The organism is Pseudomonas grimontii, assembly GCF_007858185.1.
Classification (GTDB): domain Bacteria; phylum Pseudomonadota; class Gammaproteobacteria; order Pseudomonadales; family Pseudomonadaceae; genus Aquipseudomonas; species Aquipseudomonas grimontii.
Window position 1 is genome coordinate 498,189 of record NZ_VFES01000001.1, and the last position, 16,804, is coordinate 514,992.

Sequence of the window (16,804 nt, forward strand, 5' to 3'; positions counted from 1 at the left end):
GCGGGCTCTTGAACTGAGGGTTTAGTAATGACAGGCAAGCGGCGGTGAAGTCTTACGCCGTGCGTCGGGCGGGCGCAGGTTGGCGACATTTGTAAGCAATTGCAAAGGCCGGGTATTACAGAATGTCTCAACCGCGCGACGGGTACCTGTTAATTCTGACAGTAGACGAACAATGACGGACGTGGCTTGCTGGAGGCAGGCGGAACAGGGCGACGGCATGGCCAGACTGTGGAAGGGATTCTCCAGCTACACGGTGATTGGGGTCGCCAATACGCTGATCCATTGGCAGCTGTTTTTTGTGTTCAGGGCTGTACTGGACCTTAGCCAGGCCGTGAGCAACTTTCTCGCCTTTTGCGTGGCGGCGTCCTTCTCGTTTTATGTCAACGCGATCTACACCTTTGCCATGTCTGCATCGTTGGCCCGTTACCTGGTGTTCATGGCGTGCATGGGCGGTTTGAGCCTGGGCGTGGGCTGGCTGGCGGACCGCTGGCGTGCGCCGGGGATCGTCACGGTGGTGGTGTTTTCGCTGGTCAGCCTGGTGTGCGGTTTTTTGTTGTCACGCTGGGTGGTGTTCCGCGAGCGTGGGCAATGAGGATTTCGCTGATCGTGCCGGTGTTTAACGAGGAACAGGCCATCGAACCGTTCTATCGCGCGGTACGCGAGGCACCCGGTTTGCAGGCTCACGGCATCGAGATAGTGCTTATCGACGATGGCAGCACCGACCGTACGGCCGAGCGTGCCCGGGCCCTGGCGATGGTTGACAGCGATATGGTGTTGATCAATCTGTCGCGCAACTTTGGCAAGGAGGCCGCGCTGTTCGCCGGGCTTGAATACGCCACGGGCGAGGCCGTGGTGCCTATGGACGTGGACCTGCAAGATCCGGTCAACGTGATTCCGCGCTTGATCCATGAATGGCGGAACGGCGCCGATGTGGTGCTGGCCAAGCGTCGGGACCGCTCCAGCGATGGCTACCTCAAACGCCGTAGCGCGTCGTTGTTCTATCACCTGCTTAATCGAATTTCCTACACGCATATCGAAGAAAACGTCGGCGACTTCCGGCTGATGGACCGCAAGGTGGTGGATGTGATCAAGGCCCTGCCCGAACAGCAACTGTTCATGAAGGGGGTGTTGTCCTGGGCGGGGTTCGGCGTGGCCATTGTCGAGTACGACCGTGCCCCCCGCACGGTGGGCCAGAGCAAATTCAACGCGTGGAAACTGTGGAACCTGGCATTGGATGGCATCACCTCGTTCAGCACCTTGCCGTTGCGGTTGTGGAGTTATATCGGTGGCGTGATTTCGCTGATCGCATTGGTGTATGCCGGGTACCTCGTGCTGGACAAAGTACTGTTTGGTAATGAGGTGCCTGGGTACCCATCGTTGATGACGGCGATCTTGTTCCTGGGAGGGGTGCAGCTGATTGGGATCGGGATACTGGGGGAATATGTGGGGCGCATCTATATGGAAACTAAGCACCGGCCGCGTTATGTGGTTAAAGGCGTTGTGAGTCGGGGCGAGCAAGTCGCCGAAGAGGCAGGTGTTTGGAGTGATCTTAAGGGAGGCGCCGAAAAGTGATTACCTATGAATGGTCGAGGAAGGAAAGTTTTATATTCTTTTTAGTGGCTGTTTTAGTCTATGTGTATCCCTTGACCCTGGCTGACTACTTTTACGTTGAAGATAGCTTTAGGGCTGCGTATGGGTACGCGTCATGGCGTGCTGAAGGGCGTTTTTTAATTGACGGTTTTTATCATTTCTTATCCCTCTCAAATGGCGCCCCAGACTCATCCCCATTGGGCCTGTTGGTCGCGTGCGTGGTCATGGCTACCGCATTGGAGAAGCTCGCATTTCATTACTTTTGTCACGTGAATGTGTTTTCGTCGATGGTGGTGTTGCCGGTGTTTTTCAGTCCCTTGTTTTTGAGTGATCTTGCTTATAAATACGACGGCCCTGTGATGACTGTAGGGTTGGCGATGATGGTATTTGCTATCACCTTTAAGTCTGAACGGAAATGGCTGGAGTGGTGGGGCAGCACGTTACTGGTTGGCAGTGCGCTGTGTATTTATCAGCCACTTATCAATGCGTTTTTCGGATTGTGTTGCATCGAATTGTACAGAGCGATTAAAGATAAAAAAGCAACCCGTGAATGGGTGATGTTGGGTTTGGAAAAGGCCATGCAGGCAGGCGTTGCCTCGCTTTTTTATCTTTGTGCGATCGTTCCCTTTATGGGCACGGAACGGCAGCAGCTTCTTGCTTTGGATAAGGATTGGCCGGTTGTCATGTTCCAGCGTTTAGAAAATGCGGAAGAAAGAATTCGCCCTTTATATACGGGCGATAGTGCCTGGTTTTTTGGTGTGATGGCGATTCTGTTTGGGATGGGTTACGCCTGGGCTGGTTTTTCTGCATTGCGTGAGCGTCCAGGGTGGGTGAGTAAAGTGCTGGTGAGTTTGGCTTATATATCGATAGTGCCGCTGCTGATAATGTCTGTGCCGGGAATCATGCTTGTTTTTTTCTATGAAAATAATGATGCAAGGGCGATGTTGGGGAGCGGGCCTTTGCTGGTCTTTATAGTCCTGGTGATCCATCAATGGTTGAATGCTGTGCAGCGCAATTTGACGGTGTTTGTTGTGCTGCCAATAATTTTATTTTTGTCAATTTCTTATAGTTATGGGCGAGTCTTGAGCCTGAAGAAGGAATTGGAAACCAGCGTGATGAGTAGTTTGGCTTATTCGCTGACTTCTAATGCGGCGCTGGCCTCGGTGGAGGTTTTTTACTTTAATGCCAGTGCTCAGGATTATTGGTTGCCAGCCTCTGCCGGAACCGTTTCGATCATGCCGGTTATGCCGTATTTAGTGGCTGCTGATTTTCTGTTTTTACCTGAGGCAATGGCCAGGGTAGGGATCACTAATGTGGTACAGGCCAGCCATGAACATTCGGCCGGAGTACGACTGAAACCCGATGCTCGACCCATAGTCGATAACTGGTTTTACTCCATTTACGTGGAGGATGGGGATGGTTATATCGTCATGAAAAAACAGCCTCGCGTTAATCCATGAAGGAACTGCCAACTGCCAGGCAGTTGCTTCAACGATACCGCCGATGGTCCGGTTCAGCGGGAAAAGGGTGAATTAGAACGCATCCATCAACAGCACTTTGCACGGCTTGGCCTGGTGCTCATTGATCTGCGGCACCAGCCGGGTGAAGTGTTCGGTCTGGCAGTGCGCATCCAGCGCGGCCTGGTCGGGCCATTGCTCGATGAAAATGAAGTGCCCCGGATCTTTTTGATCGACAAACAGATCGTAGGCGATGCACAGCGGTTCCTGGCGGGTCTTTTCCACCAGCTCGGCATACCAGGGGCGCACGGTATCGAGGTATTCGGGCTTGATGAAATCTTCAGCGATGACTTTCAACACGATCTGAATCCTTTAAGCAGCGGCGACTTCGTGGGGCTCAAAACTGTCTGCGCGCGCCATCTGCCACATGCGCGAATAGAACTCGCCGTTGACTTCGCCGGTGAGCAATTCACCCGGCTTGAGGAATACATGCAACTGCGAGAACAGCTTGATCTCGGTGGCCGACATACGCCGCACCAGATGCTTGGCCGACAGCTGCGACGGGTGATCCAGGCCTGCCGCCGCCAGCATCTCGGCCAGGGCCTTGAGGGTGTTACGGTGGAAGTTGAACACGCGCTGGGCCTTGTCCGGTACTACCAGGGCGCGTTGGCGCAATGGGTCCTGGGTGGCGACGCCGGTCGGGCACTTATTGGTGTGACAGCTTTGCGACTGAATGCAGCCGATGGCAAACATGAAGCCGCGCGCCGAGTTGGTCCAGTCGGCGCCGATGGCCAGCACGCTGGCAATATCGAAGGCGCTGACGATCTTACCGCTGGCGCCCAGCTTGATCTTGTCGCGCAGGTTCAGGCCCACCAGGGTGTTGTGCACGAACAGCAGGCCTTCACGCAGCGGCACGCCGATATGGTCGGTGAACTCCACGGGCGCGGCGCCGGTGCCGCCTTCCTTGCCGTCGACCACGATAAAGTCCGGGAGGATGCCGGTTTCGAGCATGGCCTTGGCAATGCCCATGAACTCCCAGGGGTGGCCCAGGCAGAACTTGAAACCCACCGGCTTGCCGCCGGACAGTTCGCGCAGTTGCGCGATGAATTGCATCAGTTCGATAGGCGTGGAGAACGCACTGTGGCGTGACGGCGAGATGCAGTCTTCGCCCATCAGGATGCCGCGCGTTTCGGCGATCTCTTTAGTCACCTTATGCTTGGGCAGGATCCCGCCATGGCCGGGTTTGGCACCCTGGCTCATCTTGATTTCGATCATGCGCACCTGCGGGTTCTGCGCCTGCACGGCAAAGCGCTCCGGGTCGAAACGGCCGTCGCTGGTGCGGCAGCCGAAGTAGCCGCTACCCAATTCCCAGGTCAGGTCGCCGCCGTTTTCGCGGTGATAGGAACTGATGCTGCCTTCGCCGGTGTCATGGGCGAAATTGCCGAGCTTGGCGCCTTGGTTGAGTGCGCGAATTGCGTTGGCGCTCAACGAGCCAAAGCTCATCGCCGAGATATTGAACACCGACGCCGAATACGGCTGCGTGCATTGCGGGCCGCCGACCATTACGCGAAAGGCGCTGGGGTCGCTCAGCGGCGCGGGGCGCATGGAGTGGCCGATAAATTCGAAGCCCGACTGGTAGACGTCGATCAGGGTGCCGAAGGGCTTGTCGGCGGTTTCGTTCTTGGCGCGCGAGTAAACCAGCGAGCGTTGCGAGCGCGAGAAGGGCAGGGCGTCGCTGTCGGATTCCAGCAGGTACTGGCGAATTTCCGGGCGGATGGCTTCCACCAGGTAACGGATATTGCCCAGGATCGGGTAGTTGCGGCGCACGGCGTGGGGGCTTTGCAACAGGTCGAAAATACCGATCAGGCTCAACACACCGGTGACCAGGCTGATGGGCCACAGCCATTCGTGTTGGATAAAGGGGAGGCTGGCGAGGGTGAAAATGACGCACACGGCAAAGAAGGCGTAACGGCTTAGCAAGGACAGGCTCATACGGTTTCCTTGGGTTCGGACTCTCAGGTCGATCCGGCATTTTGCGCCAGTAATGAAACTCCAGACAACCTGCGGGTGTACTCAGTTTGACCCTTGTGATGGAACGGACTGGCCCGAAATAGACAATGCGCGGCTATCGGTCACTTCAAAGCGGGCGTGGTTTTCGGTGGTCGAATCTGCCCCGACGAAGACGGTGAACGTGCCGGCCTCAACCACCGGCGAAAAATCGCTATCCAGCAGGGCGAAGTCCCCTTGGTCAAGGGTGAAGGTCAGGTCCCGAGCCTCGCCAGGCGCTAAATGCACTTTGCGAAAGCCGCGTAATTGGCGAACCGGACGGGTCACGCTGGCGACATCATCGCGCAGGTATAACTGCACGATTTCTTCCCCTGAGCGCGCTCCGGTATTGGTGACCGTGACCGTTACGTCCAGTGATTGGGTGGACGCCAGCCGCTGGGCGCTGAGCCGTGGCGTGGAGTAGCTGAACGAGGTGTAGCTCAGGCCGAAACCGAAGGGATACAGCGGCGTCCAGTGCTCATCGATGTAGGCAGACGCATAACGTCCATCGCCGCTGGGCGGACGGCCGGTATTTTTGTGCGCGTAGTAGAGGGGGATCTGTCCCTCGCTGCGAGGGAACGTGATCGGCAGTTTGCCGCTGGGGTTGACGTCACCGAACAGAATATCGGCCACGGCATTGCCCATCTCACTGCCCAGGAACCAGGTTTCCAGCAGCGCCGGCGCCTGGCGCACGGTCGGCGAGAGCACCAGCGGGCGGCCATTCATCAGCAGGATGACCACCGGTTTGCCGGTGTCCAGCAGGGCACGCAACAGCGCCTCCTGGGCACCCGGCAAGCCCAGGTCCGCGCGACTGCGGGCTTCGCCGCTTTGATCTGCTTGCTCGCCGAGCACGGCGACCACCACCTCGGCAAGCCGGGCGGCCTGTCGGACCGTGTTGAGGTTCTCAGCCTCTTTGCTGACGGGCGAAGCGCCTGGCAGGTAAACCACCTCAGTGTCAGCGGCGACGGCGCGGCGTATGCCCTGCAAGACCGTGATCGACTCTTCGGGGTGACCCGCCAAGGCCCACGGGCCGATCGTGGCCTCGGCATCCGTGGCCAGGCTGCCGACCACTAGCACGTTACGCAGGTGCTTGGGCAGCGGCAGCAGGGCATCGGTATTTTTCAACAGTACGATGGACTTCTGCGCGGCCTCACGGGCCAGGGCTCGGTGCTGCGGTGTCAGGACATTGGCCCGTTGCCGGGCCTCATCGCTGTAGCGGTAAGGATCTTCAAACAGCCCCAGGCGTTGCTTGGCCTGGAGTACACGGCGCACCGCATCATCCACGGCGGTCAGGGGAACCTCGCCATTGCGCACCAGCGCGGGCAGGTGTTGACGGTAGGTCTGGCTGGCCATGTCGATGTCCACGCCGGCGTTGAACGCCAGCCTTGCCCTGTCGGCCGGACCGCGTGCGATGCCGTGCTGGCTCAGCTCCCAGATGGCGTTGAAGTCACTGACAATCAGGCCACCGAACCTCCATTGATTGCGCAGCACGCCGGTTAACAGGGCGGTGTTGCTGTGCAGGGGAACCCCGGCCAGTTCGTTAAACGAGGGCATGATCCCATCGACGCCAGCCGCTACGGCCGCCTGGAAAGGCGGCAAGTACACTTCGCGCAACGTGCGTTCCGACACGTCGGCGACGTTGTAGTCGCGCCCGCCTTCGGCCGCGCCATAGGTCACGAAGTGTTTCGCGGTCGCCAGCATAAAGGAGGGGTCTGGAGGCCCCGCGCCGTGGAACCCCTGCACCTTGGCGCTGGCCAGCGCCGCGCCCAGGAACGGGTCCTCACCGGAACCTTCCACCACGCGGCCCCAACGTGGGTCTCGGGCAATGTCGACCATGGGGGCGAAGGTCCAATGCACGCCGCTGGCCGTAGCTTCAACGGCCGCCGCGCGAGCGGTCCGCTGTGCCAGGGCAGGATCCCAGGCCGCGGCTTCTGCCAGCGGCACGGGAAATACAGTACGAAAGCCGTGAATCACATCGAAAGCAAACAACAGCGGTATATGCAGGCGCGAGCGCATGACGACCTGTTCCTGTAACCGGCGGGTCTGCTCGAAACCGTAGGCGCCGAGGACCGAGCCAACGGTGCTCATGGGCAGTTGCGCCAGTTCGCCTTGGTCAATGACGGGGCCGGTAGGCGTGTCTTGGACGCCGAGTTGGTTGAGTTGGTCGACTTTTTCTTCGAGCGTCATATGCTGCAACAAGCCCTCTATGAAGTCATGCTCGTTGGCAGGGAGGGCGCTGCCGCTGATACTGAGCGCCAGGTAGAACAGCACCAAATTGCTCCAGAGCCTCACGGGCGATTGCCGGTGTCAGCCGTTGAAGGGGTACCGATTGCCGTCGATTCCGAATTGAAGGGGTGGTACTGATACAGCCAGGTCTCTGACAGCGGCTGGCCGTCAAGGCGTAGGAAAAGGCGCAATTCCACCGGGTCCTTGCCGCCGACAGTCAAATCGAACTGTGCTCGCCAATGGCCGGCGATGCCGTCCGGCACCGCTTCGGTAAAGACCTGGCTGAGCTCGCCTCTGGAGCAACTGATCACGGCCTCGGGTTTGACGCCCGGCGCGAGTTTTTCCAAGGGGGCGCCTTGGAATTCGACCACGAATTTACGCACCCCTACAGGGCGCGGCTGGCCCGGTTGGCCGCCGTTGCCCAAGCGTGTGGCCAAGCACACTGCCAGTGGCGAAGCGTAGGGCTCCTGGGCCAGCCAGTGCAGGCGATAACGCAGCGAATAGCGGTTGCCCGCTTCCGCTGGAGCCGAGGGCACCCACATCGCGACGATGTTGTCGTGGATCTCGTCGTCGGTGCCGTTTTCCATCAGTTGCACGCTGCCTTTGCCCCAATCGCCCAACGGCTCGACCCACAGGCTGGGGCGCCGCTGGTAATTCACACCATCGAGGTAGTGGTCAAAGTTGCGGTCGCGCTGTAACAGGCCGAAGCCCTTCGGTTGATGATCGGTGAACGCCGAAACCATGGTGCGTGGCGGGTTGTTCAGGGGACGCCAGATACGTTCTCCGTTGCCGGTCCAGAGCCCCAGGCCGTCACTGTCGTGAACCTCGGGGCGCCAGTCGGCGGCGGTGCGCTTGGCGGTTTCACTGAACCAGAACATCGAGGTCACCGGAGCAATGCCCAGCCGGCTGACACTCCTGCGCAGGAAAAACGTGCAATCGATGTCCATGACCACGCCCTGTGTGCGGTGGATCAGGAAACGGTAAGCCCCGCAGATACTCGGGCCGTCGAGCCGCGCATAGAGGGTCATGGCGTTAGCGTGCTCGTTCTTTGGCGGCTCGAACCAGATGTGGGTGAAGTCAGGGAACTCTTCGGCCTTGCCGGCTTGTGCCACATCCAGGGCAATAGCCCGTGCCGACAGACCGTACTGATACAACTCGCCGATGGCCCGGAAGTACGACGCGCCAAGGAAGGCCACCCAGTCGTTCCGTTGCCACGCCCGTTTGGCTTGGTTGCCCAGGCGGCTTTCCTGGATGCGAAAGCCAGCGAACCCACTGTTACGGGGCAAGGCATGGGCAGGGCTGTCGCCTGGCATATCGAAGTGCGCCGGGTCGTAGACGATCTCGCGGGCGATGCCGTTGTCCAGGGCATACATCCTCACGGGGGTGCGAAAAAACGACCCCAAGTGAAAGAACGTCACGGGGAACTTGCCGGGGCCGTTGGCGAACAGGGCGCGCTCGGGTTTGAAGTGGATCTGGCCGTGGGTGGCGTAGTCGAGTCTCGCCAGCAGCGTGGCCGATGCGGTGCTGGGGTAGGTGTAGGGTTTCAAGGCATCGGCTTGTGCCTGTTCGATCAAGTCTTCGAAGGAAAAAGCGCTGGGGTGGTCGGCTGTATCGGCCGCCAGGGCGCCCCTGCCCAGTGGCGTGAGCAAGGCGGCCAGTGAAGCGTACGTCAGGAACTCGCGGCGCGTAGACATGGTGTCCTTTCCTTCGACGATGAGGGTCCAGGCCTCACGTTCAGCACGCCCCACGGCATGCAGCTGTGTTGCTTGTGTGGAGTGTCGAGTCGGGAAACGTGTCTGTCTACTGTCAGAAATAACAGGTAGTGGGGGAAGGGCGGATGATTCGGCGGCGAGCCCTACGCCGCCGTCTGCCGAATTGGCAAGACCACGCGAAACTTCGTCCCCTTACCCAGCTCACTGCTGACAGAAATATCGCCATGGTGTTTCTTGACGATGCCGTAGGAGAGTGACAGCCCCAACCCCGTGCCTTCGCCCACCGGTTTGGTGGTGAAGAAAGGATCGAAGATTTTCTGCACGGTCTCCGGCGCAATCCCGCAGCCGTTGTCCGCCACCTCCAGCCAGACGTTTTCGCCTTCCACGCCATTGCTGATGGTAATGATGCCGCGTTCCGGCCCCATGGCCTGCGCTGCATTGATGACCAGGTTCATCACCACCTGGTTGAGCTGCGAGGCCAGGCATTCAATCTCTGGCAGCGGTTCGTAGTGCTTGACCACATCGGCCTTGTACTTGAGTTCGCTGGCAACGATGTTCAGCGTGGAGTCGATACCCTGTTGCAGGTTTGCGAATTGCCAGGTCTGGTCGTTATCGACGCGGGAGAAGTTTTTCAGGTCCTTGACGATCTGCGCCACGCGACCGATGCCTTCCTTGGTCTCGCGGATCAATATCGGAATGTCGTCCTGTAGAAAGTCCAGTTCCAGGCGGGTACGCAATGCCTTGAGCTGCGCGTGCTGTTCACCCGGGGCGAGGGTTTCTTCGGCCTGCTGGTAAGCCTCCAGCATCTGTTGCAACTGGTTGAAATAACCGTCGAGCGTACTGAGGTTGGACGAGATAAAACCCACCGGGTTGTTGATCTCATGGGCCACGCCTGCGGCGAGTTGCCCCAGCGAGGCGAGCTTTTCCGATTGCACCAGCTGGCTTTCCAGGTGCTTGCGCTCTTCGATTTCCTGCTGCAGCGCTTGCGTGCGTTGTTCCACCAGCCGTTCCAGCTGAGTGGTTTGCAGGGTGGCACGACGGGCCATGTCCCATTTATTGGCCAGGGTGTTGGCCATCTGCTGGACTTCGATGTTATCGAACGGCTTTTTCAGGATCAGCAGTCGGTCATGGCCGTGCAGACGGTCCAGCAGGTCTTCCCAGGCATAGTCCGAGTACGCAGTGCACACCACCACTTGCAGGTCGGGGGCGACTTTCCAAAGTTCTTCTATGGTCTTCGCCCCGTCCCAGCCTTGGGGCATGCGCATGTCGACAAACGCCAGGGCATAGGGGTGCTGTTGCGCCATAGCGGTGATGAGCAACTGCAGGCCTTCTTCGCCGCCGTAGGCCGAGTGCAGGTCGAAGGGGGGCGCCGTGGGTTTGCTGGATTCGCCGAACAGTGCCGACTCCATGTCATCCAGCACCTGGTTGGATTCAACGGCAGGCATCAGGATCTTGCGGAAATCGTCGTGAATCGACGGCGTGTCATCAATCAGCAGGATGCGCCGGTTGGGAGGTTGGTTCATGCGGGACTTCCGGCAGGCGTGAGGGGGATCGTCAGGGTGAATATCGCACCTTGGCCTGGCCCGTCACTGTGGGCGCTGAGGTGACCATCCATTTCAACGGCGGCCAGTGCACAGCTGTGCAGGCCAAAACCGTGACCTTCCTTGCGGGTGGTAAAACCGTGGGTAAATATGCGGGTCATGTTCTCGGCCGGTATGCCTTCCCCATCGTCCTTCACGCTGATCAGCAACGTGCTGTCCTCCAGCGACTGGACCGTCAGGGTCATCTGCCGTGGCCGATCGGTGAGGTTGGACATGGCGTACTTGGCGTTGCTGATCAGGTTGACCATGATCAGCAGCAAGCGGTGTTTGTCCGCGAGGACTTCCGGTACCTGCCCATAGTGCTTGACCACCGTGACATTGTGCCGGCTCAGTGCCCCCGCATTCATGCGCAGGGCGTCTTCCATCAAGGTGCTGATCTGCACCGGCTCCTTCAGTGAGGGCGCGCCCGCATAGGATTGCTGGGTGGAGACGATGTCCTTGATGTGGTCCACGCTTTTGCTCAATTGCGCCAGCTCATCGATCAGGCCTTGTTGCTCGACGGCAATGGCGTCCACCAGTTGGTTGAGGTAGCCGGGCAGCAGCTTGCCCTTTTCATCCTCGGTGATAAAGGTGCCCAGGTCGGCCTGGCGCTCGTTGATCAACTGCATGGCTTTGCCCAGGCCCATTGCCTTGCTGCTGCGCAGTTTGCGGGTGACCAGGTCGGCGGAGATGTTCACGCTGTTGAGCACGTTGCCGACGTTGTGCAGCACGTTGGTGGCGATCTCCGCCATGCCGGCCTGGCGCGCGCTGTCCATCAACTCGGTTTGGGCATCCTTGAGCTGTTGGGTGCGCCGTTCCACGCGTTGTTCCAGGGTTTCGTTGGCCGCCTGCAAGGCACGGTTGACGCGGTTGATTTCGGCGAAACTGCGTAGCAGGCGAATCGTCAGGTACAGCAGCAGGGCCACCAGCAGGGTCGAGAACACCAGCAGGTAGCGGTGGTATTGCTGTTCGACCAGGTCGACGGCCTGTTGGTCCTGGTTGAGGTGGGTGGTCAGGTCATCCAGGCGTTCGGCAACCGGGATGGCGGCGATCTCTTCGAGCAGGGTGTTCACCACGGGCTGCTCGCGCAAGATCAGTTCGATGTGATTGCTCAGGATCTCCACCGGGGCGCGGAACTCGCTGGGCAGCAGTTCCTTGTTGACTGCCAGCTTGCCCAGGCCGACGAGGATGTCGGCGGCGCGCTCTTGGGTGGTGACCTGGGCGAATTCCAGGCTGCTGAGCAGCAAATCGTAAGTGTCGGTGGCCACGCTTTGCAGTTGCAGTTTTGTGTCGTCGTTTACCTGGTTGAACTGCGCCTGGATATCGTCTTCGGCGGTCGGCAGGAAGGCCAGGGAATTGCGCAACACGGCGTTGTGGGATTTGAACTGATCGATGCGCCGGGCTTTTTCGTGGATAGCTGCTCGATAAGCCTGCTGGCTGGCTTGCCAGCCGGACAGGTCCTCAGGGCTGTGGCGCGAATCGTGCTCTTCCAGCTCTGCCCACAGCCGGGTCATTTCTGTCAGGGGCGCCACCAGGGGGTCGTAATTGTGGGTAATGGCGATCCTGGCCTTGAGCACTTCGCTGTCCCACTGGGCGTTGAGTTGCTGTAGCTGCCGGATCAGGTCCCTGGACTGGGTGTAGGAGGACGCCTGGTTGCTGGACGACTTGACGTACAGAAAGATCAGCGTGGAGGCCAGCAACAGGGTGATGAACCCCAAGGCCAGTAGGCTGGTGCGGCGGCGATAGAGGGTCATGACGAACTGCTCATAAAGGCTTGCCCGACCATTCGCCGGTCAGGGTCTTGAGAAACTGGATAATCAGGTCTTTATCCTCTTGCGAGGGGTTGCGCCCCAGTTGGAACTTGAACATGACGTCGACCGCTTCTTCCAGGGTCTTGGCCGATGCATCGTGAAAATACGGCGCCGTGACCGCGATGTTACGCAGGCTGGGGACCTTGAACACGTGCCGGTCTTCTTCATCCTTGGTCAGCAGGTAGCGCCCCAGGTCCGACTCGACGGGGTTGCCGCGCACCTTGAAGTAGTCGCCCATCACCCCGAACTTCTGGAACATGTTGCCGCCGATGTTGATGCCCTGGTGACAGGCGATGCAGCCGTAATCCTTGAAGCGCTGGTAGCCGTACTTTTCCTGGATCGTGAGGATTTCCGTGTTGCCCAGCAGGTACTGGTCAAACCGTGAGTTGGGCGTCAGCAGCGTGCGTTCGTAGGTGGCCAGGGCGTTTTGCACGTTGGCGGCGGTGACGCCATCGGGGTAGGCCTGTTTGAACGCAGCCTGGTAGGCGGGCAGGGCGGACAGGTTCTGCACCACGGTTTTCCAGTCGCTGCCCATTTCCACCGGGCTGATGACCACCTGCTCGACCTGCGCCTCCAGGGTGTCCACCCGGCCATTCCAGAACTGTTTGAAATTCAGACTGGCGTTGAACACCGACGGCGTGTTGATTTCCACGGGCTTGCCGTCGAAACCGATGGAGAACGGTTTATTGTCGGCGCCCCCGGATTCGAGGTGATGGCAGCTGGCACACGACAGCGTGTTGTTGACTGACAGGCGCGGCTCATTGAACAGTTGGCGGCCCAGTTCGACCTTGGCCGGGTCGAGTTGCGCAACCGGTGGCAACGGTTTGAGCGCTTCGTCCAGCGGCGCGGCCGTCACGGTCATCCCCAGGCTCAACCCCAACGTGAGGATGAGGCCGAAACAGTAGGTTGAGACGTCGCTCAAGCGAGCACTCCTTGCAGGCATAGGGGCTATTGATCGGGCATCAGCGTGGGGCTGCCCACCTGCAGCAACTGGGCGAAATCCTTCGCAGGTATCGCCTTGCTGAACAGAAAGCCCTGGCCTTCCTCACACTGCTGTGACCTCAGGAAGTTCAGCTGTTCGACGGTTTCCACCCCTTCGGCGATGATGTTCAGCTCCAGGCTCTTGCCCATGCCGATGATAGCGCTGATCAGCTGCGCGTCCTGGCTATTTTCGTGCAGCCCGCGCACGAATGATTGGTCGATTTTCAGCACATCGATAGGAAAGCGTCGCAGGTAGCTGAGGCTGGAGTAGCCCGTGCCGAAATCGTCCAGCGCCAGGCGCACGCCCATGGCCTTGATTCTGTTAAGAATATCGACGGTCTCGTCGACATTCTGCATCAGTACACTCTCGGTGATCTCCAGCTCCAGCTGGTTGGGCGGCAGGCCGGTCTGCTTGAGGATGGCGGCCAGGTTGTCGACAAACTCGCGCTGGCGGAAGTCGATGGCCGAGATGTTCACCGAGATGCGCAGCGGCGCCAGGCCCATGGTTCGCCAGGCCTGTGCCTGTTCACAGGCGTGGCGCAGCACCCATTGGGTCAAGGGAACGATCAGCCCGCTGTCCTCGGCTACCGGAATGAAGTCAGCCGGGTGGACCCAGCCCGAGCGCGGTTGAAACCAGCGGATCAGCGCCTCCGCGCCGAGGATTCGCCCGGTTTTCAAATCCAGTTTGGGCTGGTAGTGCAGTGCAAACTCATTGTGTTCCAGGGCCTGGCGGATTGCGCTTTCCAGGTTTTGCTGGTGCTGGGCGCGCAGGTTCATGTCTTCGGTGTAAAAACTGAAATCGTCCGGGCTGCGCTCCTTCGTGGTGTGCATGGCGGTTTCAGCGTGCTTGATCAGCTCCACGGCAGTGCTGCTGTCATTCGGGTAAATGCTGATGCCCAGGCTGGCGGTGACGCTCAGGTCGTGCCCCGCGACGTGGCGGGTAGCGCTGATGGCCTGGAGTATCTTCTGGGCGATGTGCTGGGTTTGCTGCGGGTGCAGGACATCATTGAGCAGGATCACAAACTCGTCCGAGCCATAGCGAAACACCGAGTCCGATTCCCGGACCGCCGCCACCAGGCTTTGGCTGACCTGCTGGAGCACCTCGTCACCCACTGGATAACCCAATGCATTGTTGATGCGTTTGAAGCGATCGAGCCCGATAAACATCACCGCCAGTTGGGTGTCATGGCGCCGGCCCAGGGCGATGGCCTGGGTCAGCCGGTCGCCCAGCAGCGTGCTGTTGGGCAACTCCGTGAGCGCGTCGTATTGCAGCAGGTGCGAGACTTTCAGTAGTTCCTGCACGCGTTCCTCAATGGTGCGCTCCAGCCCGATCACCTTGAGGGCGGCATCCTGGGCGAGCTGCCATTTCCAGGTGAGGGCGCTGGCCATCTGGCGGATTTCCAGGTGATCGAAGGGTTTCTTCAGGATCAGCAACTGGTCGTTGTACTTCAAGCGCGCTTCGATCGCTTCAAAGGAATAGTCGGAATAAGCGGTGCACAGGGCGATCTGCAGGTTGGGATCGACGTTCCACAACTGCTCGATGGTTTGCAGGCCGTCCCAGCCAGGCGGCATGCGCATGTCGATGAACGCCATGGCGTAGGGAGCGTTGGCTGCCAGGGCCCGATTTACCAGGTCCAAGGCTTCCTGGCCCTGGTAGGCTGAATCCAGGATAAAGGCCTGGCGAGCCACGGTCGTTGTGCCGAACAGGGTTTGCTCAAGGGTATCCAGGGAGGGCTCGCCGTCGGCGTCGGCGCACAGGATCTTGCGAAAGTCCTGGTGGATGGACGTGGTGTCATCGACGATCAGGATGCGACGGTTGGCCCGTCCTGAATTGGCGTTCATAGCGCGCTCCTGACCTTCAAAAGGTTCGACTGCATAACCATTCCTTCCTTGGTTCCATGGCTGAGGGGGGGCGCAGACCTGCTGTGACAGTGTAGTCGAGGTCCCTTGAATTCGGCGGCCAGTTGGCGTCAAATCAACCCCGCGCCATAAGCGACGGAATACGGCTTGGCCCAGGGGTTCAAATCAGCTCAACTCAGTTCAATGTGAAGGCGCAGCAGGCATGGATGAACAACTTGCGACGAAACCCACTATTTTGCTGGTCGACGATGAAGAGTCGATCCTCAACAGCTTGCGTCGCCTGTTGCGCGGCCAACCTTTCGATGTCGTGCTCGCGGGCAGCGGCGCCGAGGCCCTGGAGGTCATGGCCGCCCAGCCCATAGACCTGGTGATGAGCGATGCGCGCATGCCCGGCATGGACGGCGCGCAATTGCTGGCTGAGGTTCATCGCCTTTATCCCGCCACCAGTCGCATCCTGCTCACCGGCTACGCCGACCTGCCGACGATCATCAAGGCGATCAACGAAGGGCAGATCCACCGCTATATCGGCAAACCCTGGAACGATGACGAACTGAAGCTGATCCTGCAGCAGGCCCTGGAACTCCAGCGGCTGGAACGCCTGGCCCATCAGCAGAACGACCAGCTCAAGCTATTGAATGCCACCCTGGAAAAACGCGTGGCAGCGCGGACCAGTGAGCTGCAACAGACCGCCGACATGCTCGACCTGGCCTACGATGAGCTCAAGCGCAGCTACGTGACCGGCACCGAAGTGTTTTCGTTGCTGGCCAACCTGCGCCTGCCCAAGAACAAACAGACCAATCGTCCACTGATCGAACTGGTGCGCGTGTACTGCACCGCCCAGTCCATCGACGAAGCCAGCGCCCGTGACATGGCCATGGCCGCCGCGTTGTACAACATCGGCAAGCTGAGCTGGAGCGACAGTATGTTGATCGAGCCGGCCGACAAGCTGCACAGCACCGACCGCGAGCGGTACCGTGGCTATCCGACCCAGAGCGAATCGCTGTTGATGACCCTGGAGCCGATGAAGGATGCGGCGCGGATCATTCGTCATCACCAGGAGCGCTGGGACGGCAGCGGGTTCCCCGACCACCTCAAGGGCGAGGCGATTCCGTTCGGTTCACGCCTGCTGAAACTGGCGGTGGACTTCATCGAGTTGCAGAAAGGCCTGATCCTTGAGCGGCACCTGAACAGCGATGAAGCGCTGTTGTATATCCGCAAATATGCCGGGCGCCTCTATGATCCGGATTTGATCGAGGATTTCATCCAGGCCTGCGCCGCGTTTCTCAGTGATGTGACCCTGGGCGATCCCACGGTCAAGGTGCTCTCCACCCGTGAATTGGAAGACGGCATGGTCCTGGCGCGCAACCTCAACGCTGATAACGGCATGTTGCTGCTCAATGCCGGCAAGGTGCTGAACCTGCCGTTGGTGGACAAGCTGATTGCGTTCGAGGCGATGGAAGGCGCCAAGTACAGCGTGTTTATCAAGGAGCCGGACGAGACCGACGCGGTGCTCCATTAATTTTCACTTTTTGAATTCAAGG

At 59.5% G+C, this 16,804-nt stretch carries 12 protein-coding genes; 4 read left to right on the plus strand and 8 right to left on the minus strand.

Annotated elements, in window-relative coordinates:
• The first annotated feature begins 217 nt into the window (after positions 1-217).
• From FIV39_RS02355 to FIV39_RS02365, 3 genes are read left to right on the plus strand one after another with little or no spacing between them, the layout of a single operon-like run.
• Positions 218-592, plus strand: coding sequence for a GtrA family protein (locus FIV39_RS02355; protein WP_090408877.1), 375 nt, complete (start codon positions 218-220; stop codon positions 590-592).
• Complete coding sequence (locus tag FIV39_RS02360) at positions 589-1,572, plus strand: glycosyltransferase family 2 protein (protein ID WP_090408876.1); 984 nt, start codon at positions 589-591, stop codon at positions 1,570-1,572. Before FIV39_RS02355 ends, FIV39_RS02360 begins: the two co-directional genes overlap by 4 nt.
• Positions 1,569-3,050, plus strand: coding sequence for a glucosyltransferase domain-containing protein (locus FIV39_RS02365; RefSeq protein ID WP_090408875.1), 1,482 nt, complete (start codon positions 1,569-1,571; stop codon positions 3,048-3,050). The genes FIV39_RS02360 and FIV39_RS02365 overlap by 4 nt, the downstream gene beginning before the upstream one ends.
• Positions 3,051-3,122: 72 nt before the next feature.
• Here the strand turns inward: FIV39_RS02365 and FIV39_RS02370 are convergent, their stop codons facing one another.
• From FIV39_RS02370 to FIV39_RS02405, 8 genes are all read right to left on the minus strand, one after another.
• Entirely contained in the window at positions 3,123-3,407 is a 285-nt protein-coding gene (locus FIV39_RS02370; protein WP_090408874.1) for a putative quinol monooxygenase, read from the minus strand.
• A gap of 12 nt (positions 3,408-3,419) precedes the next feature.
• A complete protein-coding gene (locus tag FIV39_RS02375; protein ID WP_090408873.1) occupies positions 3,420-5,039 on the minus strand; it encodes an FMN-binding glutamate synthase family protein in 1,620 nt (539 codons plus the stop codon).
• A gap of 81 nt (positions 5,040-5,120) precedes the next feature.
• A complete protein-coding gene (gene bglX / locus FIV39_RS02380; RefSeq protein ID WP_244176423.1) occupies positions 5,121-7,364 on the minus strand; it encodes a beta-glucosidase BglX in 2,244 nt (747 codons plus the stop codon).
• A 17-nt stretch (positions 7,365-7,381) separates the two neighbouring features.
• A complete protein-coding gene (locus FIV39_RS02385) occupies positions 7,382-9,013 on the minus strand; it encodes a glucan biosynthesis protein (RefSeq protein WP_090408872.1) in 1,632 nt (543 codons plus the stop codon).
• A gap of 161 nt (positions 9,014-9,174) precedes the next feature.
• Positions 9,175-10,554 carry an ATP-binding protein gene (locus tag FIV39_RS02390; protein WP_090408870.1) on the minus strand — a complete coding sequence of 460 codons (1,380 nt, stop codon included), beginning with the start codon at positions 10,552-10,554 and terminating at the stop codon, positions 9,175-9,177.
• Positions 10,551-12,365: a DAHL domain-containing protein gene (locus FIV39_RS02395; protein WP_090408869.1), complete on the minus strand. Its 1,815-nt coding sequence runs from the start codon at positions 12,363-12,365 to the stop codon at positions 10,551-10,553. The genes FIV39_RS02390 and FIV39_RS02395 overlap by 4 nt, the downstream gene beginning before the upstream one ends.
• Positions 12,366-12,375: 10 nt before the next feature.
• Positions 12,376-13,365, minus strand: coding sequence for a cytochrome-c peroxidase (locus FIV39_RS02400; RefSeq protein ID WP_390620678.1), 990 nt, complete (start codon positions 13,363-13,365; stop codon positions 12,376-12,378).
• A gap of 5 nt (positions 13,366-13,370) precedes the next feature.
• Positions 13,371-15,245, minus strand: a complete 1,875-nt coding sequence (locus tag FIV39_RS02405; protein ID WP_090408865.1) for a putative bifunctional diguanylate cyclase/phosphodiesterase — start codon at positions 15,243-15,245, stop codon at positions 13,371-13,373.
• A gap of 220 nt (positions 15,246-15,465) precedes the next feature.
• Between FIV39_RS02405 and FIV39_RS02410 the strand changes: the two genes are divergently transcribed.
• Positions 15,466-16,782, plus strand: coding sequence for an HD domain-containing phosphohydrolase (locus FIV39_RS02410; protein ID WP_090408864.1), 1,317 nt, complete (start codon positions 15,466-15,468; stop codon positions 16,780-16,782).
• The last annotated feature ends 22 nt before the right edge of the window (positions 16,783-16,804 follow it).